Annotated in this window: 20 protein-coding genes; 14 read left to right on the top strand and 6 right to left on the bottom strand. The window is 71.9% G+C overall.

Translation table 11 applies throughout. From position 1 onward, the window contains the following. The 8 genes from A3Q37_RS15370 to A3Q37_RS15340 all read left to right on the top strand — a co-directional run bounded on the left by A3Q37_RS15370 (position 1) and on the right by A3Q37_RS15340 (position 7,723). Positions 1-204, top strand: a complete 204-nt coding sequence (locus tag A3Q37_RS15370; protein WP_065484389.1) for a hypothetical protein — start codon at positions 1-3, stop codon at positions 202-204. 95 nt (positions 205-299) lie between these two features. Continuing rightward, positions 300-842, top strand: coding sequence for a DUF6630 family protein (locus A3Q37_RS15365; protein WP_065484386.1), 543 nt, complete (start codon positions 300-302; stop codon positions 840-842). A gap of 173 nt (positions 843-1,015) precedes the next feature. After that, positions 1,016-1,177 carry a hypothetical protein gene (locus A3Q37_RS37245; RefSeq protein WP_164494013.1) on the top strand — a complete coding sequence of 54 codons (162 nt, stop codon included), beginning with the start codon at positions 1,016-1,018 and terminating at the stop codon, positions 1,175-1,177. Between the two features lie 627 nt (positions 1,178-1,804). Then, positions 1,805-3,157: an ABC transporter substrate-binding protein gene (locus A3Q37_RS15360; RefSeq protein WP_065484383.1), complete on the top strand. Its 1,353-nt coding sequence runs from the start codon at positions 1,805-1,807 to the stop codon at positions 3,155-3,157. A 5-nt stretch (positions 3,158-3,162) separates the two neighbouring features. Continuing rightward, positions 3,163-4,131, top strand: coding sequence for a carbohydrate ABC transporter permease (locus tag A3Q37_RS15355; RefSeq protein WP_065484380.1), 969 nt, complete (start codon positions 3,163-3,165; stop codon positions 4,129-4,131). Positions 4,132-4,149: 18 nt separating this feature from the next. Then, a complete protein-coding gene (locus tag A3Q37_RS15350; RefSeq protein WP_176711421.1) occupies positions 4,150-5,103 on the top strand; it encodes a carbohydrate ABC transporter permease in 954 nt (317 codons plus the stop codon). A 172-nt stretch (positions 5,104-5,275) separates the two neighbouring features. Continuing rightward, positions 5,276-6,877, top strand: a complete 1,602-nt coding sequence (locus A3Q37_RS15345; protein ID WP_065484377.1) for a glycoside hydrolase family 13 protein — start codon at positions 5,276-5,278, stop codon at positions 6,875-6,877. Positions 6,878-7,057: 180 nt separating this feature from the next. Further along, positions 7,058-7,723, top strand: coding sequence for a 1-acyl-sn-glycerol-3-phosphate acyltransferase (locus tag A3Q37_RS15340; RefSeq protein WP_065484374.1), 666 nt, complete (start codon positions 7,058-7,060; stop codon positions 7,721-7,723). A 109-nt stretch (positions 7,724-7,832) separates the two neighbouring features. Here A3Q37_RS15340 and A3Q37_RS15335 read toward each other — a convergent pair whose 3' ends face one another. Continuing rightward, entirely contained in the window at positions 7,833-8,417 is a 585-nt protein-coding gene (locus A3Q37_RS15335) for a DinB family protein (RefSeq protein WP_065484369.1), read from the bottom strand. 260 nt (positions 8,418-8,677) lie between these two features. Between A3Q37_RS15335 and A3Q37_RS15330 the strand changes: the two genes are divergently transcribed. Next, positions 8,678-9,466, top strand: a complete 789-nt coding sequence (locus tag A3Q37_RS15330) for a VOC family protein (protein WP_065484367.1) — start codon at positions 8,678-8,680, stop codon at positions 9,464-9,466. 12 nt (positions 9,467-9,478) lie between these two features. Here A3Q37_RS15330 and A3Q37_RS15325 read toward each other — a convergent pair whose 3' ends face one another. The 3 genes from A3Q37_RS15325 to A3Q37_RS15315 are packed head-to-tail and all read right to left on the bottom strand — an operon-like array spanning position 9,479 to position 12,425. After that, positions 9,479-10,339, bottom strand: a complete 861-nt coding sequence (locus A3Q37_RS15325; protein ID WP_065484364.1) for an endo alpha-1,4 polygalactosaminidase — start codon at positions 10,337-10,339, stop codon at positions 9,479-9,481. A 42-nt stretch (positions 10,340-10,381) separates the two neighbouring features. Beyond that, positions 10,382-11,452 (bottom strand): methyltransferase, encoded by a 1,071-nt coding sequence (locus A3Q37_RS15320; RefSeq protein WP_065484361.1) that lies wholly within the window; start codon positions 11,450-11,452, stop codon positions 10,382-10,384. Between the two features lie 31 nt (positions 11,453-11,483). Next, a complete protein-coding gene (locus tag A3Q37_RS15315) occupies positions 11,484-12,425 on the bottom strand; it encodes a LysR family transcriptional regulator ArgP (protein WP_065484358.1) in 942 nt (313 codons plus the stop codon). Between the two features lie 67 nt (positions 12,426-12,492). On the opposite strand from A3Q37_RS15315, the gene A3Q37_RS15310 reads away from it, so the two are divergent. Further along, positions 12,493-13,104 carry a LysE/ArgO family amino acid transporter gene (locus tag A3Q37_RS15310; RefSeq protein ID WP_065484355.1) on the top strand — a complete coding sequence of 204 codons (612 nt, stop codon included), beginning with the start codon at positions 12,493-12,495 and terminating at the stop codon, positions 13,102-13,104. 85 nt (positions 13,105-13,189) lie between these two features. Here the strand turns inward: A3Q37_RS15310 and A3Q37_RS15305 are convergent, their stop codons facing one another. After that, complete coding sequence (locus A3Q37_RS15305; RefSeq protein ID WP_065484855.1) at positions 13,190-14,122, bottom strand: NADP-dependent oxidoreductase; 933 nt, start codon at positions 14,120-14,122, stop codon at positions 13,190-13,192. Between the two features lie 87 nt (positions 14,123-14,209). On the opposite strand from A3Q37_RS15305, the gene A3Q37_RS15300 reads away from it, so the two are divergent. Next, positions 14,210-15,175: a GlxA family transcriptional regulator gene (locus tag A3Q37_RS15300; RefSeq protein WP_065484352.1), complete on the top strand. Its 966-nt coding sequence runs from the start codon at positions 14,210-14,212 to the stop codon at positions 15,173-15,175. Between the two features lie 21 nt (positions 15,176-15,196). Here the strand turns inward: A3Q37_RS15300 and A3Q37_RS15295 are convergent, their stop codons facing one another. After that, positions 15,197-15,835, bottom strand: coding sequence for a ScbR family autoregulator-binding transcription factor (locus A3Q37_RS15295; RefSeq protein WP_065484349.1), 639 nt, complete (start codon positions 15,833-15,835; stop codon positions 15,197-15,199). A gap of 217 nt (positions 15,836-16,052) precedes the next feature. Here A3Q37_RS15295 and A3Q37_RS15290 point away from each other — a divergent pair, with 217 nt between their 5' ends. The 3 genes from A3Q37_RS15290 (at position 16,053) to A3Q37_RS15280 (ending at position 18,652) form a co-directional block, all read left to right on the top strand. Next, the gene (locus A3Q37_RS15290; RefSeq protein WP_255311826.1) at positions 16,053-16,940 is read left to right on the top strand and encodes a ScbA/BarX family gamma-butyrolactone biosynthesis protein; all 888 of its coding nucleotides are present in this window, start codon (positions 16,053-16,055) and stop codon (positions 16,938-16,940) included. Positions 16,941-16,954: 14 nt separating this feature from the next. Continuing rightward, on the top strand, positions 16,955-17,803 hold the full coding sequence (locus A3Q37_RS15285) for an NAD(P)H-binding protein (protein WP_065484341.1): 849 nt from the start codon (positions 16,955-16,957) through the stop codon (positions 17,801-17,803). 135 nt (positions 17,804-17,938) lie between these two features. Then, on the top strand, positions 17,939-18,652 hold the full coding sequence (locus A3Q37_RS15280) for a ScbR family autoregulator-binding transcription factor (RefSeq protein ID WP_079137811.1): 714 nt from the start codon (positions 17,939-17,941) through the stop codon (positions 18,650-18,652). The last annotated feature ends 35 nt before the right edge of the window (positions 18,653-18,687 follow it).

Below are 18,687 nucleotides of genomic sequence, written 5' to 3'. Positions count from 1 at the left end.
ATGACGGCCTCATCCCGCTCGGAGCGGCGCTCCCCGGCCGAAGCGGCCACGGAGCACCCGGAGATCACTTACATCGGTTGCGCGCGATGCGGCACGTTGATCGCGGGCCTCGACGGGCGGTACGCCTGCTCGGGCTGCGGCTGGGTCAACGAGTGGACCGAGGGGCATCGCCCCCTGCCCGAGGCCCGGCGCCGCCGCGGCTGAGCCACGACCGGCTCCCCGCCGACGACACCCCGACGACCCGACACCCCGACGATTCCGATGACCCGGCGGCCGCCCGGCCGCGGAGGAGACCCGCCATGCCCGACCACCCGCACACCGCCGACCCGATCCGCGCCTCCCTCGCCGAGATCGCCTCCCTGCTCGCCCCGGCGCACCCCGACGTCGCCGAGGAGGTGCTCCGCGCCCACGACAGCCCGCACGACTACGTGCGCGCCTTCGCGGACCGGCTGGACGAGCGGGGCATCGACGAGCCGGTCGACAACCTCGCCTGGATCGCGCTCATCGACGCGCTCGCCGCGCGCGGTCTGCTCGCGGAGTTCGACTGGAAGGAGGACCCGCAGGAGATCCGGGCCCGGCTGCGGAAACTGGAGTCGCGGCCCTCCGTGGACCCCTGGGTCCTCTTCGAGGCCGACGGGACGGCTCTGCCGACCGACGAGTTCCTGCACTCCTGCGGCCGCCACTACCGCGAGATCGGCGCGGCCCTGGCCGTCCTGGACATCGACTCCGACTGCTACCCGGTGGTCGGACTCCGGGCGGCCCGGGCCGACGAGCTGACCGCGCTCGCCGCCCGGGCGGGCTTCCCCGTCCACCACCTCGGTACGGGCCGCCGCCTACCGTGACGGATATCTCGCCCGCCGCCAACGGGGCCGTGCCGGGCGCCGTTCCAGCAGGTGCGGCGGGTTCCGCGCGCCGGAACGGAATCGCGACCGCCGCCACCCACCACGTACACTCGCCCCCGCCTCCGCAGACCCGCGGCGGCATTCCGCACCAGACCGACGGGGAAAGCAACCGTATGAGTTCCGCAGACAGCACCGAAGCACCGATCTACGCCGGCCTCGTGGAAGAGCAGGGCGACGTGCCCGCCGAAGTGCGCCGCGTGGCCGAGGAAGTCCTGCGCGAGGCCGACCGCGCCATCGACTTCGGCGCTGTACGAACGGCCGCCGCAGCCCGCTAGCGGCGAGCCGGGAACCGCCGGTCGCCGGCCGCCCCGGGGCGGCCATGTCCATCACGGGACGATAAACGTCCTGCAACTATTGCCATATTCTTGCGTTCGCGACGCGATGGTTTGCTGAAGAGCCGTCGCCGGTGGGCGTGGGTGAGGCCGCGGTAGGCCGGACGTCCGGACAACGGACCCGATACCACCGCGGCCCCCCCGGCCACCCGCCGCGATCGCCCCGGCGGCCGTGCTTCGGTGAGCGGCCCACGCAACCGCGTGGAGAGCGCTCCCAGCCGGCCGCCGCGGGGCGGAAACCCGCTCGTCGTGCCACCTGTGCCGTCTGTGCCGCCCGCGCCGCGCCCGCGTGCGGTGCGACCCCCGCGAAGCGCCCCGCCCGCCGGCATCGGCCCGCGCGCCCCTGGCCCGCCGCCCGCTCACCCTCCGCGCGCCCTCCGTATGCCCCGGAACCTCAGTCGATCCGACCGCTTCCGTCGGCCGTCGCGGCGCGCCACCCACAGGGACTGTCAAAGAATTACGAAACCTGCGCGACATCTTGCGGTCATTCGTCGGCGGTGGTTGAGTGTGGGTCGCCGCACAGCTCGGGGCTGTGGGCTTCCCGCACTCCTGCCCTAAAGGGGTCCACCGATGAGAAGTTCTGTTCTTCGTCGTACCTGCACCGCCGCCATCGCCACCGCACTGGCCGTCACCGGCCTGGCCGCCTGCAACTCCGAGGGCGACAGCGCGGCGGACGGCAAGACGCGCATCACGGTCAACTGCTGGCCCCAGCCGAGTGCGAAGATCGACCACAAGCGGTTCGACGAGGACGTCAAGACGTTCGAGAAGCAGAACCCCGGCATCGACGTCGTCGCGCACGACGCCTTCCCGTGCCAGGACCCCAAGACCTTCGACGCGAAGCTCGCCGGCGGTCAGATGGAGGACGTCTTCTACACGTACTTCACCGACACCGAGCGCGTCGTCTCCATCAACCAGGCCGCGGACATCACCGAGTACGTCAAGGACCTCAAGGCGTACAAGGACATAGCCCAGCCCCTGCGCGACGCCTACACCGTCGACGGCAAGATCTACGGCATCCCGCGCACCAACTACTCCATGGGCCTGCTCTACAGCAAGCCGCTCTTCACCAAGGCCGGGCTCGACCCCAGCAAGCCGCCCACCACCTGGGAAGAGGTCCAGGCCGCGGCCAAGAAGATCGCCGCGCTCGGCAACGGAACCGTGGGCTTCGCCGAGTACAGCGCGCAGAACCAGGGCGGCTGGCACTTCACCGCCTCGATCTACTCCCAGGGCGGCGCGGTCGTCAGCGAGGACGGCAAGAAGGCCACGGTCGACACCCCCGAGGGCAAGGCCGTCCTTCAGAACCTCAAGGACATGCGCTGGCGCGACAACTCCATGGGCGCCAAGCAGCTCCTCATCATCAACGACACCCTTCAGATGATGGGCTCCGGCAAGCTCGGCATGTACCTGGCCGCCCCCGACAACGTCCCGCGCATCGTCAAGGAGGCCGGCGGCAAGTACGAGGACCTGGCCTTCGCCCCGATGCCCGGCGGCAAGGGCACCCTCATGGGCGGCGACGGCTACATGTTCAACAAGAAGGCCACCCCCGAACAGATCAAGGCCGGTCTCAAGTGGCTGGAGTGGACCTTCCTCACCCCCGGCCAGGGCTACATGAACAACTACGCCCGCGCGGCCGAGGACAAGTCCCCGGTCGGCCTGCCCGAGCCGCGCCTGTTCACCGGCGCCACCGACGCCAAGGACCAGGAGCTGAAGAAGGCCTCCGCCAACGTCCCCGTCGAGAACTACCAGGCCTTCATCGACGGCGGCCAGCAGCTCGACATGAAGCTGGAGCCCAAGCACGGCCAGCAGATCTACGCGGTCCTCGACGGCGCCGTCTCGGCCGTCCTGACGAAGAAGGACGCGGACATCGACGCCCTGCTCAAGGATGCCCAGACCAAGATCGACGGAATCCTGGCCCGAGGCTGAACCCCATGAAGACCACCTCCCACCCCGCGGCGCCCGCGAGACCGCGGTCCGCCGGTGCGACGCCTCCCCCGGGGGACGCGCGCCCGGCGGGCCGCGGGCCCCGGCAACCGCTGCGCAGGAAGATCGCCGACCAGGCCACCGCCTACGGGTTCCTGATCGGCGGGCTGCTCTGCTTCATCCTGTTCTCCTGGTACCCGGCGATCCGGTCGGTGATCATCGCGTTCCAGAAGTACACCCCCGGCTCCGACCCCGAGTGGGTCGGCACCGCGAACTTCACCCGGGTCTTCCAGGACCCGGAGTTCACGGCCGCCTGGCGCAACACGTTCACCTTCACCGTGCTCGCCCTGGTCATCGGGTTCGCCGTTCCCTTCGTCATGGCGCTCGTCCTCAACGAACTGCGGCACGCCAAGGCGTTCTTCCGGGTCGTGGTCTACCTCCCCGTGATGATCCCGCCGGTCGTCAGCGCCCTGCTGTGGAAGTGGTTCTACGATCCGGGCGCGGGCCTCGCCAACGAGGTGCTCGGCTTCCTCCACCTGCCGACGTCGAACTGGACCAACGGCGCCGACACCGCGCTCGTCTCGCTGGTCATCGTCGCCACCTGGGCCAACATGGGCGGCACCGTCCTCATCTACCTCGCCGCCCTCCAGGGCATCCCGGGCGAGCTGTACGAGGCGGCCGAACTCGACGGCGCGTCCGTCTGGCAGCGCGTCCGGCATGTCACGATCCCGCAGACCCGTTTCATCATCCTGATGCTGATGCTCCTTCAGATCATCGCGACGATGCAGGTGTTCACCGAACCCTTCGTCATCACCGGCGGCGGACCGGAGAACTCCACCGTCACCGTGCTCTACCTGATCTACAAGTACGCCTTCCTCTACAACGACTTCGGCGGCGCGTCCGCCCTCAGCGTGATGCTCCTGCTGCTGCTCAGCGCGTTCTCCGCCCTGTATCTGCGACTCACCCGCACCGACTGAGAGGAGCGTCGACCCGCCATGACACAGACAGCTCCGCCCCCGGTGGCCAAGCCGCCCGCCGTACGGGCCAAGCCCTCCGGCGAGACGCCGGCCGCCCGCTCCGTACGCACCGTCATCTCGCCGCTGGCGCTCGCCGGACGCCGCGGCAAGGTCGCGTACTGGTCGGTGTTCACCCTCGTCGTCCTGCTCTTCGCCTTCGCGTTCCTCTTCCCCGTCTACTGGATGGTCACGGGCGCGATGAAACCGCCCGAGGAAGTGGTGCGCACCCCGCCCACCCTCGTCCCCGAGCAGTGGCGGCTGAGCGGCTACACCGACGCCTGGGACCTGATGCGGCTCCCGACCCACCTGTGGAACACGGTCGTCCAGGCGACCGGCGCCTGGGTGCTCCAGATCGTCTTCTGCACCGCCGCCGCCTACGCCCTGTCCAAGCTCAAGCCGGCCTTCGGCAACGTGATCCTCGGCGGCATCCTCGCCACCCTCATGGTCCCGGTGCAGGCCCTCGTCGTACCGAAGTACCTCACCATCGCCGACCTGCCGCTGATCCACGTCAACCTGCTCAACGACCCGCTGGCCATCTGGCTGCCGGCCGTCGCGAACGCCTTCAACCTCTATCTGCTCAAACGGTTCTTCGACCAGATCCCGCGCGATGTCCTGGAAGCCGCCGAGATCGACGGCGCGGGCAAGCTGCGTACCCTCTGGTCCATCGTCCTGCCCCTGTCGAGGCCGGTCCTCGGCGTCGTGTCGATCTTCGCGCTGGTCGCCGTGTGGCAGGACTTCCTCTGGCCGCTGATGGTCTTCTCCGACACCGGGAAGCAGCCGATCAGCGTGGCCCTCGTGCAGCTCTCGCAGAACGTCCCGCTGACCGTGCTGATCGGGGCCATGGTCATCGCGAGCATCCCGATGGTCCTGATGTTCCTCGTCTTCCAGCGGCACATCATCGCCGGAATCAGCGCGGGCAGCACCAAGGGCTGACCCGCGCCACCCCCTCGGTGGCGCAGCCCCACCCCGGACCCGCCGCCGTCCCCGGCCTTCCCGCCCCGCTCCGGGGCGGCGGCGTCAGACCCGCCAGCTCCCTCGCTCCTCCCTGTCGCGCGGACCGGCCCACCCCGCCGGCGACCGCGCCCGCCCGAAAGGAACCCGCCTTATGGAAGGCAGCCAGCTCGCCGCCGACGACTGGTGGCGCTCGGCCGTCATATACCAGGTCTACGTCCGCAGCTTCGCCGACGGCGACGGGGACGGCACCGGCGATCTGACGGGCGTACGGTCCCGGCTGCCCTACCTGGCCGAACTCGGCGTCGACGCGCTCTGGTTCACCCCCTGGTACCTGTCGCCGATGGCGGACGGCGGATACGACGTCGCCGACTACCGGGCCATCGACCCCGCCTTCGGCAACCTCGCCGAGGCCGAGAAGCTCATCGCCGAAGCCCGTGAGGCGGGCATCCGCACCATCATCGACATCGTCCCCAACCACGTCTCCGACCAGCACGTCTGGTTCAAGGCGGCACTCGCCGCGGGCCCCGGCAGCCCGGAGCGCGAACTCTTCCACTTCCGCCCCGGCCGCGGCGCACACGGCGAACTGCCCCCCAACGACTGGGAGAGCGAGTTCGGCGGAGTGCCCTGGACCCGCGTCGAGGACGGCGAGTGGTACCTCCACCTGTTCGCCACCGAACAGCCCGACCTCAACTGGGCACACCCCGCCGTACGCCGGGAACACGAGGACGTCCTGCGCTTCTGGTTCGAGCGAGGCGTCGCCGGGGTACGCATCGACTCCGCCGCCCTCGTCGCCAAGGACCCGGCCCTCCCCGACCTCGAAGGACACCAGGGGCCCCACCCGTACGTCGACCGCGACGAGCTGCACGACATCTACCGGAGCTGGCGGGCCATCGCCGACGAGTTCGGCGGCATCTTCGTCGGCGAGGTCTGGCTGCCCGACGCGGAACGCTTCGCCCGCTACCTCCGCCCCGACGAACTGCACACCGCCTTCAACTTCACCTTCCTCAGCTGCCCCTGGGACAGCGGGCTGCTGCGCCGCGCCATCGACGACACCCTCGCCGAACACGCCCCCGTCGGCGCCCCCGCCACCTGGGTCCTCTGCAACCACGACATCACCCGCACCGTCACCCGCTACGGCCGCGAGGACACCGGATTCGCCTTCACCTCCAAGGCGTTCGGCGTCCCCAGCGACCTGGAGCTCGGCACCCGCCGCGCCCGCGCCGCCGCCCTCCTCTCGCTCGCCCTGCCCGGCTCGGTCTACCTCTACCAGGGCGAGGAACTGGGCCTGCCCGAGGCCGACGTACCGCTGGACCGCATCCAGGACCCCATGTACTTCCGCTCCCAGGGGCGGGCCCCCGGCCGCGACGGCTGCCGCACCCCGCTGCCCTGGGCGGCCGGCGAACCCTTCGCGGGCTTCGGCTCCACCGTGGAACCCTGGCTCCCGCTGCCCGCCGACTGGCCATCCCGCGCGGCCGACCTCCAGGACCGGGACCCCGGCTCCATGCTGTCCCTCTACCGCGAAGCCCTGAAGCAACGGCGCTCCCTGACCGCCCTGCACACCGAACCCCTGCACTGGCTGAGCGAGGAGCCCGGCCTCCTCGTGTTCGCCCGGGGAGAGCACCTCGTCTGCGCCGTCAACCTCGCCGAACACCCCGCACAGCTCCCCGCCCACACCGAGGTCCTGCTCGCCAGCGGCCCCCTGGACGCCGACGGCCGACTGCCCCGGGACACGGCGGTGTGGCTGGCCGTCTGACCCCGTACGCCACACCCGTCCCGGGGAGATCGCCCCAGGGGGGCCTGAGTATCCGCACTCAGGCCCCCGGCCACGCCCGCCACGACGATGAGGGCGTGGCGGGCGAAGCCGGGAAGGGCGGACCCGGCACCGCACCGCCGTCCACCGGGACGGCCGCGCCCGCCGGACCCAGGGAGAACCGTGCTCAGCCGCATCGCCGCCGCCGTCGTCCCCTCGCTCGGACGCCTCACCGTCACGTCCGACCACGCCCCCGCCCCCGCCGCCGGCAGCATCATCGTCGCCAACCACACCTCCCTGGCCGACCCGGGCATCGTCCTCGCCGCACTGCTGCGGCTCGGCGTCGAACCCGTCGTCATGGCCACCGCCGGCCTGTGGCGCATCCCGGTCCTCGGCCGCCTCCTGGAACAGGGCGGCCACGTGCCCGTGCACCGCAACACCCACCGGGCGGCGGGCGCACTCGACGCGGCAGCCGTCGCGCTCAGGGACGGCCGCCATCTGCTCATCTACGGCGAAGGACGACTGCCCTGTCGTACGGACGCGGCGGAGGCCCCGCCGGAGAGCTTCCGCAGCGGCCTCGCCCGCCTCGCGCACGCCTCCGGAGCGCCCGTCGTGCCGCTCGGCCAGGCGGGCGCCCGCCGGGTGACCTCGGGCCGGTGCGTCAAGCAGATCTCCGGGCTCCTCACCGCCCCGGCCCGCCGCCCCCGCCTCCACGTACACATCGGCTCCCCGCTGCACCTCCCGCCGGAGGTGGAGCGGGCGACCGCCACGGCCCGCGCGGCCGTCACCGCCGCCTGGCGCACCGCCGCACACCACCTGGGCGAACCGGCGGCGCTCACCGGACGCTGAACGCACCGCGCGACACGGATCGACGTACCAGGCGAGAGCGCCGCGCGACAGGGTTCGACCCACCGCGCGAGAGCGCCACGCGGCAGCACGACGCGACCGGGGGAGCGGGCTACTTCGCGTCCCGGGCCGCCTGCTCCACACGCTGCCGGTAGTCCTCCCACCACGCGCGGTCGCCCGGCGGCATGTTCTCGTTGCCGGACCGCAGCCCCACCGCCCCGTCCACGAGCTCCCGCACGACATCGGCGTGCCCGGCATGCCGCTGGAGGTCGGCGATCACATGGACCAGGATCTGGTGCAGCGTCACCCGGCTCCGCTCGTCGGGCCACCACGCCACCCGGCCGACCGCGTCGAGCGGCAGCTCGGCGATCGTCGCGTCCGCGTGCTCCGTCACCCGGCGGTACAGCGCGAGGATGTCCTCACGGGATTCGTCGGCGGTCGCCCACATGTCCGCGTTCGCCTCGGCGTCGTCCTCGAAGGCGGGCACCACCTCGCCGAACGGCCGCCCGAACGTGTCGCCGAAGTAGCCCAGCTCCACCCCGGCGGCATGCTTGACCAGTCCGAGGAGATTCGTGCCGGTCGGCGTCAGAGGGCGGCGGACGTCGTACTCCGACAGCCCTTCGAGCTTCCACAGCAGGGCATCGCGTGCGGACTGGAGATAACGCTGGAGGTCGGCCTTCGGCTGCGAAAGGGTCATGTGCGCAGTCTGTCACCGGGCACTGACAATCCACCCCGGTTCCGCGACGGACAGGCGGCGCGCACCCCGCCCGTCCCGGGGGCCCGTCCCGGGTGGCGGCGGCGCCCGGGGCGGCGTAGGTATGGAGACGTGCTGCTCCGAGGACGTACGGCACCACGGAGCGTACCGGTCCGCGAACGGCCGGTGACCAGCAGGCCCACCCGGCCGGACCGCCGTCGGCGTCCGCCGGCTCACCACCGGGGGCGAGGAGACGGAGCCCGATGACCGAGGCAGAGCAGAGCACCCCGGTGCACGGGATCCCGTGCTGGGTCAGCCTCATGACCCGGGACCTGCGGGCCGCCCAGGACTTCTACGGGACCGTTCTCGGCTGGACCTTCCGCTCCGGCACCCTCGGCGAGGGCTTCTCCGTCGCCCACGTCGACGCCCTGCCCGTCGCCGGCATCGGCCAGATCGCGCCCGGTCTGCCCACGGCCGTCTCCTGGACCCCGTACTTCGCCGTCTCGGACGCCGACACCGCCGCGGCCCGGGTGCGGGAACGCGGCGGCACGATCGCCGTCGGCCCGCTCCGGATCGGCCCCGGGCGAGGAGTCATGGCCGCCGACCGGGAAGGGGCCGCGTTCGGCTTCTGGGAGGGCCGGACCCCGCCCTGGTCGTTCGGCCGCGACAGCGCGCCGGCCTCCCTCGAACTGCGCACGAGCCACGCCTTCGACTCCGCGATCTTCTACGCCGAGGTGTTCGGCTGGGCCTCCGAGGAACCCGGCGGCTGCGAGGTCGGCTACGCCTACCAGCAGGACGCGGTCGTCGTACGGCAGGGCGGCCGCACCGTGGCCACCCTGCGCGGCGGCGGGGACGCGTCGTCCCCCGACGCCCTGCTGCGCCCACGCTGGCACGTCCGCTTCCGGGTCGAGAACCTGGAAGCGGTCACCAAGGCAGCCCGCGCGGCGGGCGGAACGGTGGGCCCCCCGCTGGACTCGCCCGCCGACGGCAGCGAAGCGGTGATCAGGGACCCCGACGGCGGCGTCTTCACCGTCTGCGCGGACACTCCCTAGCCGCACGCAGGCTCAGCAGGCGCGGAACACGTAACCGGGCCGCCCCGCCGGGACGACGTCGAGATCCCGCCGCACCACGGAGACCTTCGCTCCCACGGACGAACACGCCTCTTTGAAGTCGCCCGCGGTGTACTCGACGACGAAGACCCTGTCGTCGTACGCGGAGGCGTAGTCGGCGCACTCGTCGTAGCGGCCGCACTCCTCGGCCACGGCGAAGTCGAACCCGATCTCCTTGCGCTGTCCCAGCAGGTCCGTCGTGTTCTTCTGGCCGATCGCCAGGCCCGCCGCGTGCGCGCGGTCGGCCAGGAGCTTCGCGAACGCCGCGTTCTGCGCCCGGGTCAGCAGCCCGTCGGAACGCTCGTAGGAATCGAGGTTGTCCGGCTCCACCGCCTGGAAACCGGAGTCCGCGCAGCCGTCGATCCACTCACCGACGATCTTCGCCAGCCGGGTGCGCTTGGCCGCGGTCGAGGTGTCGAGCAGCGCCTCGCCCCAGGCCTCGTCGTTGACCGGATCGCCGTCGGCGTCACGCAGCAGCAGATCCGGGTCGTTCTTCTCCCACCAGCCGAGGGCGTCGGGCTGGGCCTGGAAGGCGTTGACGTAACAGACGTTGTAAAGGCCTTCGACGGGCCGGGCGCCCCGGTCCCGGGAGACGGCCTCCACCCCGGCGGGCGGGGTGTACGCGCCGCCGATCTGGTAGTCGAAGGCCGCGTTCGCCGTGGGCGGCACGACCTTCGGCGCGGCCTTGTCCGGGGAGTCCGTGGCGGAGGCGTGGGACAGGAGCAGCCCCGCACCCGCCGCGACCACGATCCCGCCGGCCAGGGCCGCGAGGGCGCGTTTGCGGCGGAGCGGAGGACGGGCGGCGGGCTGGGGCATATGTACTCCTGTGCGGGGGCTTCGGACCTCGGCGGTGGCCCGTCAGGCCGGCGTGGCCTCGATGATCTGGAAGATGTTGGGCGCGGGCAGCGGCGTCACACCGCGCAGGACGAAACCGCCCGCCGTACACAGAGAGGCGAAATCGTCCACGGTCCGTTCCCGGCCGCCGACATTGACCAGCATGTTCAGGTCGCTGAGGTAGACGCCGCCCGGCGGATCGGCCGGCACGGTCGCGGGCAGCACCGGTTCGACGATCAGCAGGGAGCCGTGGGCGGGGATGACGTCCCGGATGCGCCGCAGGATCGCCGCGCACCTCTCGTCGTCCCAGTCATGGATGATGCTCTTCAGTAGATAGAGGTCGCCGCCGGCCGGGGCCGAGGCGAAGAAATCGCCGGTCTCCAGGGCGACGCGCCCGGTCAGGCCCTCCGCGGCCAGCCGCCGCGGCGCCTGCGCCAGCCCCTCGGCCGTGTCGAACAGAATGCCCTGGAGCTTCGGGTGCTCCCGCAGGACCGAGGCCAGTAGGGTGCCGTCGCCGCCGCCGATGTCCACCAGGGTGCCGAAGCGCCCGAAGTCGTAGTGGTGCGGCACGGTGGCGGCGGTCAGCCGGGTGCCCTGGCTCATCGCCTCGTTGAACGCGGCCGACAGCTCGGGGTGCTCCTTGAGATGGCTGAAGAAGTCCGTCCCGAACACCGTGTCGAACGTCGTTCCGCCCGTCGTCACGCTCTCGTCGAGCAGGTCCCAGCCCCGCAGCATGACCGGATCGGTGAACATCCGGGCCATCGCGGCCATCGAGCCGGCCGTGTCCGTGCGCAGGAAGTCGCCCGCCGCGGTGGTCCGGAAGAGGCCCGGCTCCGTCTCGGACAGCAGCTGGAGTCCGGCCAGGGCGCGCAGGAGACGCAGGGTCGCCTGCGGATGGGTGCCGAGGGATCCGGCGAGCGCGTCGGCGCTCAGCTCGCCCGGACCGATCCGGTCGAAGACGCCGAACCGCACCGCCGTGCCCAGCGCCTGGGTGGCCATCTGGCCGAGCACGAGCCGGGACAACGCCCCGCGCGCCTGCCAGTCCACCGCCGCGTCCTCGTTGTTGCGGGGCTCCCGGTCCTGACCATCCGTCATGTTCCGCACCTCCCTCTTGAGTTAGGTAAACCTAACCTCGAACGGATCGAGGGGCAATCGGCCGTCCGCCCGCGAGCGTCTCCGCGGCCTCCGCCGCCACCGCCTCGGCCACGGTCGCCAGGGCCGGCGAGTCCAGCTTCCACTGCTGCCAGTGCAGGGGTACGTCCACGGTGTGGTCCGGGGTGAGCAGCACCAGCCGGCCGTCGCGCAGCAGCGGCTCCGCCTGGACGTCGGGCACCATGCCCCAGCCCATGCCCGCCGCCACGGCGCTCGCGAACCCCTCCGACGAGGGCACCAGATGACGCCGGGCGCTCACCTCCGGCCCGGGGCCGAGGCGGCGCACGAAGGCGTCCTGTAGATCGTCGCGCCGGTCGAAGCTGATCACCGGGGCGTCGCCGATCACCTCGCGCAAGGCGGTGCCCGCCCGCCTCTCCAGCCACCGGTCGGCGAAAGCGGGACTGGCCACCGGCAGATACCGCATCCGGCCGAGACTGCGCACCGAACACCCCGTCACCGCCTCCGGCGACGAGGTCACCGCGGCCATCACCAGCCCCTCCCGCAGCAGGGCGGCCGTATGGTCCTGGTCCTCCCTGCGCAGTTCGTAGGCGAGGTCCAGCTCCTGCGGTACGCGCCGCAGGGCGGGCAGGAACCAGGTCGCCAGGGAATCGGAGTTCACCGCGATCGACACGGGCGTCGGCTCGCCGGGCCCCGACATCCCGAGCGCCGTCCGCGCGTCGCGCTCCAGCCGGGCCAGCTGGCGGGCGAAGCGCACCACCACCTCACCGGACTCGGTGGGCCGCACCGGCTTCGTACGCATCAGCAGCACCCGGCCCGTGCGCTGCTCCAGTGCCTTGACCCGCTGGCTGACCGCCGACGGCGTCAGCCGCAGCACCTGCGCCGCCGCGTCGAACGTGCCTTCGTCGACCACGGCCAGCAGTGTGCGCACCTGATCGAGAGGAAGCTCGGACATCATGAGTGCTAATGATACGTAAGAATCTTTAGCTGGACACCGTCTCGCCGCGCTCCGTAGCGTCGGCCGCATGACGAACGCCCTGACCACCGCGGCCGCCGGATTCGGCACCGGCCTCTCCCTCATCGTCGCCATCGGCGCCCAGAACGCCCTGGTGCTGCGCCAGGGCATCCGACGGGACGGCGTGCTCGCCGTCGTCGGCATCTGCGCCCTGTCCGACGCGGTGCTCATCACGCTGGGCGTCGCCGGGGTCGGCGCGGTCGTCGTCGCCTGGCCCTCGGCGCTGACCGTCGTGGGCCTGCTCGGCGGCCTGTTCCTGATCGGCTACGGGCTGCTCGCCGCCCGCCGCGTGCTGCGCCCGTCCGCCCTGCACGCGGGGGACGCCCCGGCCGCGTCGCGCCGGGGCGTCGTGCTGACCTGCCTGGCGATGACCTGGCTCAACCCGCATGTGTACCTCGACACCGTGTTCCTGCTCGGGTCCGTCGCCGCCGACCGGGGGCCCCTGCGCTGGACCTTCGGGCTCGGCGCGATCCTCGCCAGCCTGTGCTGGTTCGTGGCGCTCGGCTTCGGCGCCCGGCTGCTGAGCGGAGTCCTCGCGCGGCCCTCCGCGTGGCGGGTGCTGGACGGCCTGGTCGCCGTGATGATGATCGGCCTCGGTACGAAACTGGCGCTGGGCGCCTGAACGCCCGGCGCCCGTTCCGTACGCGCGGCAGGGGGCCGTGGCGCCCGTTCCGTACGCGCGAGAGGCGGCCGGGCGCCCCGGCGGCCTACGACACCACGAGGACGAGCTTGCCCGTGGTGCGGCCCGTCTCGCCCATCGCGTGCGCCTTCGCCGCCTCGGCCAGCGGGAAGGCCGCCTCGATGTGCGCGCGCAGCTCACCGGCCCGGACCAGGTCGGCGATGGCCGTCATACCGGCGTGATCGGCCTCGACCAGCAGGTTCTCCACCCGGATCTCCCGCGCGGCGGCCTTCGCCGCCTCCGCCGCGTCACCGCCCGGCCTCAGCGACACAAGAATGCCTCCCGGGCGCAGCACATCGAGCGAACGCGCCCGCGTCGCGCCCGCCATGGGCTCGATCACCACGTCGGCATCGCTCACCGCGTCCCCGAAGTCCACGGTGCGGTAGTCGATGACCTCGTCCGCCCCGAGCTCGCGCACGAAGTCGTGCTTGGCGGCGCTCGCGGTGCCGATGACGTACGCACCCAGCGACTTGGCGATCTGCACGGCGAGGTGGCCGACCCCGCCCGCGGCCGCGTGGATCAGGACCCGCTGCCCGGGGCGCACGTCCGCCGTGTCGACGAGCGCCTGACGGGCCGTGAGCGCGGCGAGCGGGAGGGCGGCCGCCTGGACGTGGTCGATGCCCTCGGGCTTGTGGGCGAAGGCGCGGGCCGGGCCTACCGTGAACTCGGCGTGGGAGCCGACACCGTACGGATAGGGCAGCATGCCGAACACCTCGTCGCCCGGCTTGAAGAGGGTCACCCCGAAGCCCACCGACTCCACGACCCCGGACACGTCCCAGCCCAGGACCTGCGGCAGCCGGTCCAGCAGCATCGGCCCGCCCCGGTGCTTCCAGTCCGTGGGGTTCACCCCGGCCGCCCGGACGGCGACCACGATCTGACTCGGTCCCGCCACGGGCCGGGGAAGCCGGATCTCCTCCAGTACCTCGGGTCCTCCGTAGACGCTCTGACTGATGGCGCGCATGCTCTCGTTCTTCGTCATGCGTCCAGCCTCACGGCTGACCGTCCGGCGTACCATGGCATGATTGCCATCTTTCGACAGGATCGTGCCATGGAAAACGCGCACCGCGTCGCCGTACTCGCCCTGGACGGGGTCTATCCGTTCGAGCTCGGCATTCCGAACCGGGTCCTCGGCGCGGCCGACGGCCGCTACTCCGTCGTGACCTGCACGGTCGACGGCCGGCCGGTACGCACCAACGCCGACTTCTCGATCACCGTCGAGCACGGCCCCGAGGCGCTGGAGACGGCGGACACCGTCGTCATCCCGCCCTTCGACACCTCCCTCCTCGCCCGGGAGGCGCCCGCAGCGGCCCTCGCTGCGCTCGCGGCCGTACGCCCCGGCACCCGCCTCGTGTCCATCTGCACCGGCGCCTTCCTCCTCGCCTCCGCCGGACTGCTGGAGGGCAGGCGGGCCACCACCCACTGGGCGCTCGCGGAGCTCTTCCGGTCCTGGTACCCCCAGGTGCGGCTGGACCCGGATGTCCTCTTCGTCGACGACGGGGACGTCCTGACCTCGGCCGGCGCGGCCTCCGGCGTCGACGTCTGCCTGCATCTCGTCCGCGCGGACCACGGCAGCGAGATCGCCAACCGGGTCGCCCGGCTCTGCGTCGTACCGCCCTGGCGCGACGGGGGACAGGCCCAGTACATCGAGCAGCCCGTGCCCGCCCCGGCGGTGAACGGCACCGCCGCGACCCGCGACTGGGCGCTGCGGAACCTCCATGAACCGCTGAGCCTGGCAAGCCTCGCCGACCACGCGCGGATGAGTCTGCGCACCTTCGTCCGACGCTTCAACGAGGAGGTCGGCATGAGCCCGGGCCGGTGGATCGTCCAGCAGCGGGTCGACCGGGCCCGGCATCTCCTGGAGTCCACGGACCTGGCGGTGGACGAGATCGCCGGCCGGGTCGGCTTCGCCACCGGTACATCGCTGCGCCAGCACCTGCACGCCGCCATCGGCGTCACTCCACTGGCCTACCGGCGGACGTTCCGCGGCGCGACCCTCACGGCCGGGCGGCAGTAGGGGGTCTGACCCCGGCCGCTGTCAGTCCTCGGGGTCGAGACGGGCGAGGTGTTCGGCGCGCGCGGGGGTCAGATCGAGGGCGGTCAGGATCGAGGGCGCGGCGATGCTGGGGAGGATGTGCCGCTGCAACGTGATGTGGCGGCGCTGCAAGTCCTGGTAGTTGGTGAGAGTCTGGGATACGGCCTGGGTGCCCGTGAAAGCGGCCACGTACAGGTCCGCCGTCTCGGTGGGGTTGACGTGGGGGAGCAGCTCACCGTTGTGTTTGGCCTGTGCGAGGAGGTGATGGGTGGCTTCCTGCCAGCGGAGGAAAGGGCCGCTGCGGTCGAGTCCCTGGGCCTGCTGGTCCATGGAGAGGCGCACGCCCGCCCGGGCGAGGAGACTGGTCTGGAGGCGATGGCTGAACAGCATCCCCAGATCGATGAGTTCCTGGAGCTTGAGAGGCTGCTCCGGAACGGTCTGCGGCGGCTCCTGGGCATCGAGAACACCGAGCGCGAGATCTTCCTTGGACGGAAAATGAAAGTAGAGAGCGCCTTTCGTGACGTCGGCGCTTTTGAGTATTTCGGTGATCGTCGCGGCTTGATAACCATATTTCTCGAAAGCCTGCGCCGCTGCCATCAGGATTGCCTGGCGGGTGCGGATCGCCCGGTCCTGCTTGGCCATCCTGTCTCCTTCGCTGGGCCGGATGGCCCGGGAAACGGCCGGGACGGTGTGGGGAGGGGCGACCCTGCCGGGGATAGAAAAAAAACCGCTGAGTCTGTATCTTATCAGCGCACGTGCATCGCAGGAACGGCTCGCCATCACATGACCCCTGGGGGGAGTTATGCCCGAAGCAGCAGCCCTGATCGAATCGGTGCCGGCAATGGATTCGGAGGCCGACATGGTGCATCCCGTGGGGATCGACATGGTGCACCGGACCAGGCCGGAGGACGCGTTCCCCCGTAACTGGGTGCGTCTGGCGCACGATCGGTTCTCGGTGGCGGCGGTCCTGCCGCACGATCACCCGTTCTTCGCCCCGGTCGGCGGCGACCGGCACGACCCGCTGCTGGTGGCCGAAGCGATGCGACAGGCGGCCATGCTCGCCTTCCACGCCGGGTACGGTGTCCCGCTCGGCTACCACTTCCTGATGGCGGACCTGGACTACGTCTGCCACCAGGACCACTTGGGCGTCGGCGGAGTCCCCACCGAGATAGACGTGGAGGTGTTCTGCTCCGACCTGAAGTGGCGGAGCGGACTGCCCGTGCAGGGGCGCGTGGGCTGGGCGGTGCACCGGGACGGGGCGCTGGCGGCCACGGGGATGGGCGCGACCCGCTTCACCAGCCCCAAGGTGTACCGGCGGATGCGCGCCGACGCCCCCGCCGAGGGGATATCGATACCGGAGGCGGCGCCGGTCGCCGCCGCCCGCGCGGGCCGGAGCAGGACCGAGGACGTGGTGCTGTCGGACACCGGCCGCGAAGGCGTCTGGGAGCTGCGCGTGGACACCCGGCACCCGACGCTGTTCCAGCGCCCCAACGACCATGTCCCGGGCATGCTGCTGCTGGAGGCGGCCCGTCAGGCGGCCTGCCTCGCGGCAGGGCGCGGCGGCATCGTTCCCGTGGAGGCGAGCACCCGGTTCCACCGGTACGCCGAGTTCGGCAGCCCGTGCTGGATCGGCGCGGAGGTCCTGCCGGAAGAGGCCGATGACACGGTGACGGTCCGGGTGACAGGCCATCAGGACGACGAACCGGTCTTCTCCACACTTCTGTCCGGCCCGCGGGCCGACGGCTGAGAGGTTCTGCGCCGGTGATTCTCGTGACGGGTGCGACCGGGGCGGTGGGCCGCGAGGTCGCCGGACTGCTGGCGGCCGCCGGCCCCGTACGGATCCTCGCCCGCCGCCCCGAGCGGCTGACGGTACGCGGAGACGGGGTCGAGGTCGTCGAGGGGGAGTACGGGGACCGCCCCGCCCTCGACCGGGCCCTGCGGGGCGTCGACTCGGTGTTCCTGGTGACGAACAGCCCCACGGAGCCCGACGACGAGCGGGTCGCCGGGGCAGCCGCCGCGGCGGGCGTCCGCCACCTGGTCAAGCTGTCCATGATGGCGGTGGAGGAGCCGGGCGCCGACGACTTCATCACCCGGCGCCAGCGGCAGAACGAAGAGGCGATCAGGGAGTCGGGGGTCGCGTGGACGTTCGTCCGCCCCCGGACGTTCATGTCCAACACCCTGTCCTGGGCGCCCGGCATCCGCTCGGCGGGAGTGGTGCGCGCCCTGTACGGCGACGCCCCGGTCGCGTGCGTCGACCCCCGCGACGTCGCCGCGGTGGCCGTCGCCGTCCTCACCGGTACGGGCCACGAGGGCAGGGCGTACGCCGTCTCGGGCCCGGAGGCGATCACCGCGCGGGAACAGACGGCCGAGCTCTCTCGGGTGTTGGGGCGGCCGCTGCGCTTCGAGGAACTGGGCCCGGACGCCGCACGCACGGCCCTGCTGGCGAAATACCCGCGGCCCGTCGCGGAAGCCTTCCTGGAGAGCGCGGAGCGACAGCGGGCGGGCGCGAAGGCGGCGGTGGTGCCCACGGTCCAGGAATTGACGGGACGCCGGGCCAGGTCGTACCGCACCTGGGCGGCCGACCACGCGGACGCTTTCGCGGCCGAATAGGGGCGTACGCATTCTCCGATCCCGGTCTGTTTCTCCGCCTCGCGGAGCGGATACGGCCGAAAAATGGGCCCGAGAGCCTCTGGCGTGATCTCCCGTTCCCTGGAAATGAAACCGGCAAGTTGGTTTGATAACTCCATGACCAAACAGGAGCGCGCCACCCGGACCCGACAGGCGCTCATCCGCTCCGCCGCCGTCGTCTTCGAGCAGCACGGCTACGCCCAGGCACGGCTGGCGCTGATCAGCTCCGGCGCGGGCGTCAGCACGGGCGCGCTGCACTTCCACTTCGAGAACAAGGCCGCGGTCGCGGAAGCGGTGGTGGCGGAGGCGTCCCAGCAGCTGCACGACATGTCCGCCGCGATCCGGCGCGGGACGGACACCGCCCTCCAGGCCCTCGTCGACAGCTCGCACGCCCTCGTGGAACGGTTGCGCGAGGACCCGGTGAGCCGGGCCGGGTTCCGGCTGAGCTGCGACACCGGGCAAACCGCCGCCCCGGACCTGAGAGTGCAGTGGCACCACCGCGTACGGGAACTGCTGGACGAGGCGGCCGACGCCGGAACGCTCGCCGAGGACGTCTCCCGCGAGGACGCGGCGGCCGCCACGGTCGCCGCGACGGCCGGCTTCGAGGTGCTCGGCCGCCACGACCCCGCGTGGCTCTCCCCGTACCGGCTCACCGGCTTCTGGCAGTTGCTGCTGCCCCGGCTCACCGCCGCGAGGACCCTGCCGCTTCTGGACCCGGCCGGGACGGGTGCGGCGGAGCCGGCCCGTGCCCCCGCCCTCGCGGCGGCCGCGGTCGGCGAGGCGGAGGGGACGGCGGTGGTGACGGCGGAGATGAGCGCGGAGGTGACCTGACCGGTCGGCCACCTCGGCTTTGATCACTCGTGCCG

The sequence above is a fragment of the Streptomyces sp. PTY087I2 genome (assembly GCF_001687325.1).
Classification (GTDB): Bacteria; Actinomycetota; Actinomycetes; order Streptomycetales; family Streptomycetaceae; genus Streptomyces.
This window is presented reverse-complemented; position numbering and strand designations above follow the sequence as displayed.

Excerpts from the sequence above, each read along its gene's own strand:
- A3Q37_RS15315 (WP_065484358.1), bottom strand. The coding sequence starts at position 12,425 with ATGATGTCCGAGCTTCCTCTCGATCAGGTGCGCACACTGCTGGCCGTG.
- A3Q37_RS15325 (WP_065484364.1), bottom strand. The coding sequence starts at position 10,339 with ATGCCCCAGCCCGCCGCCCGTCCTCCGCTCCGCCGCAAACGCGCCCTC.
- A3Q37_RS15290 (WP_255311826.1), top strand. The coding sequence starts at position 16,053 with ATGGTGCATCCCGTGGGGATCGACATGGTGCACCGGACCAGGCCGGAG.
- A3Q37_RS15355 (WP_065484380.1), top strand. The coding sequence starts at position 3,163 with ATGAAGACCACCTCCCACCCCGCGGCGCCCGCGAGACCGCGGTCCGCC.
- A3Q37_RS37245 (WP_164494013.1), top strand. The coding sequence starts at position 1,016 with ATGAGTTCCGCAGACAGCACCGAAGCACCGATCTACGCCGGCCTCGTG.
- A3Q37_RS15360 (WP_065484383.1), top strand. The coding sequence starts at position 1,805 with ATGAGAAGTTCTGTTCTTCGTCGTACCTGCACCGCCGCCATCGCCACC.
- A3Q37_RS15350 (WP_176711421.1), top strand. The coding sequence starts at position 4,150 with ATGACACAGACAGCTCCGCCCCCGGTGGCCAAGCCGCCCGCCGTACGG.
- A3Q37_RS15310 (WP_065484355.1), top strand. The coding sequence starts at position 12,493 with ATGACGAACGCCCTGACCACCGCGGCCGCCGGATTCGGCACCGGCCTC.
- A3Q37_RS15365 (WP_065484386.1), top strand. The coding sequence starts at position 300 with ATGCCCGACCACCCGCACACCGCCGACCCGATCCGCGCCTCCCTCGCC.
- A3Q37_RS15370 (WP_065484389.1), top strand. The coding sequence starts at position 1 with ATGACGGCCTCATCCCGCTCGGAGCGGCGCTCCCCGGCCGAAGCGGCC.
- A3Q37_RS15295 (WP_065484349.1), bottom strand. The coding sequence starts at position 15,835 with ATGGCCAAGCAGGACCGGGCGATCCGCACCCGCCAGGCAATCCTGATG.
- A3Q37_RS15345 (WP_065484377.1), top strand. The coding sequence starts at position 5,276 with ATGGAAGGCAGCCAGCTCGCCGCCGACGACTGGTGGCGCTCGGCCGTC.
- A3Q37_RS15330 (WP_065484367.1), top strand. The coding sequence starts at position 8,678 with ATGACCGAGGCAGAGCAGAGCACCCCGGTGCACGGGATCCCGTGCTGG.
- A3Q37_RS15335 (WP_065484369.1), bottom strand. The coding sequence starts at position 8,417 with ATGACCCTTTCGCAGCCGAAGGCCGACCTCCAGCGTTATCTCCAGTCC.
- A3Q37_RS15320 (WP_065484361.1), bottom strand. The coding sequence starts at position 11,452 with ATGACGGATGGTCAGGACCGGGAGCCCCGCAACAACGAGGACGCGGCG.
- A3Q37_RS15280 (WP_079137811.1), top strand. The coding sequence starts at position 17,939 with ATGACCAAACAGGAGCGCGCCACCCGGACCCGACAGGCGCTCATCCGC.
- A3Q37_RS15300 (WP_065484352.1), top strand. The coding sequence starts at position 14,210 with ATGGAAAACGCGCACCGCGTCGCCGTACTCGCCCTGGACGGGGTCTAT.
- A3Q37_RS15305 (WP_065484855.1), bottom strand. The coding sequence starts at position 14,122 with ATGCGCGCCATCAGTCAGAGCGTCTACGGAGGACCCGAGGTACTGGAG.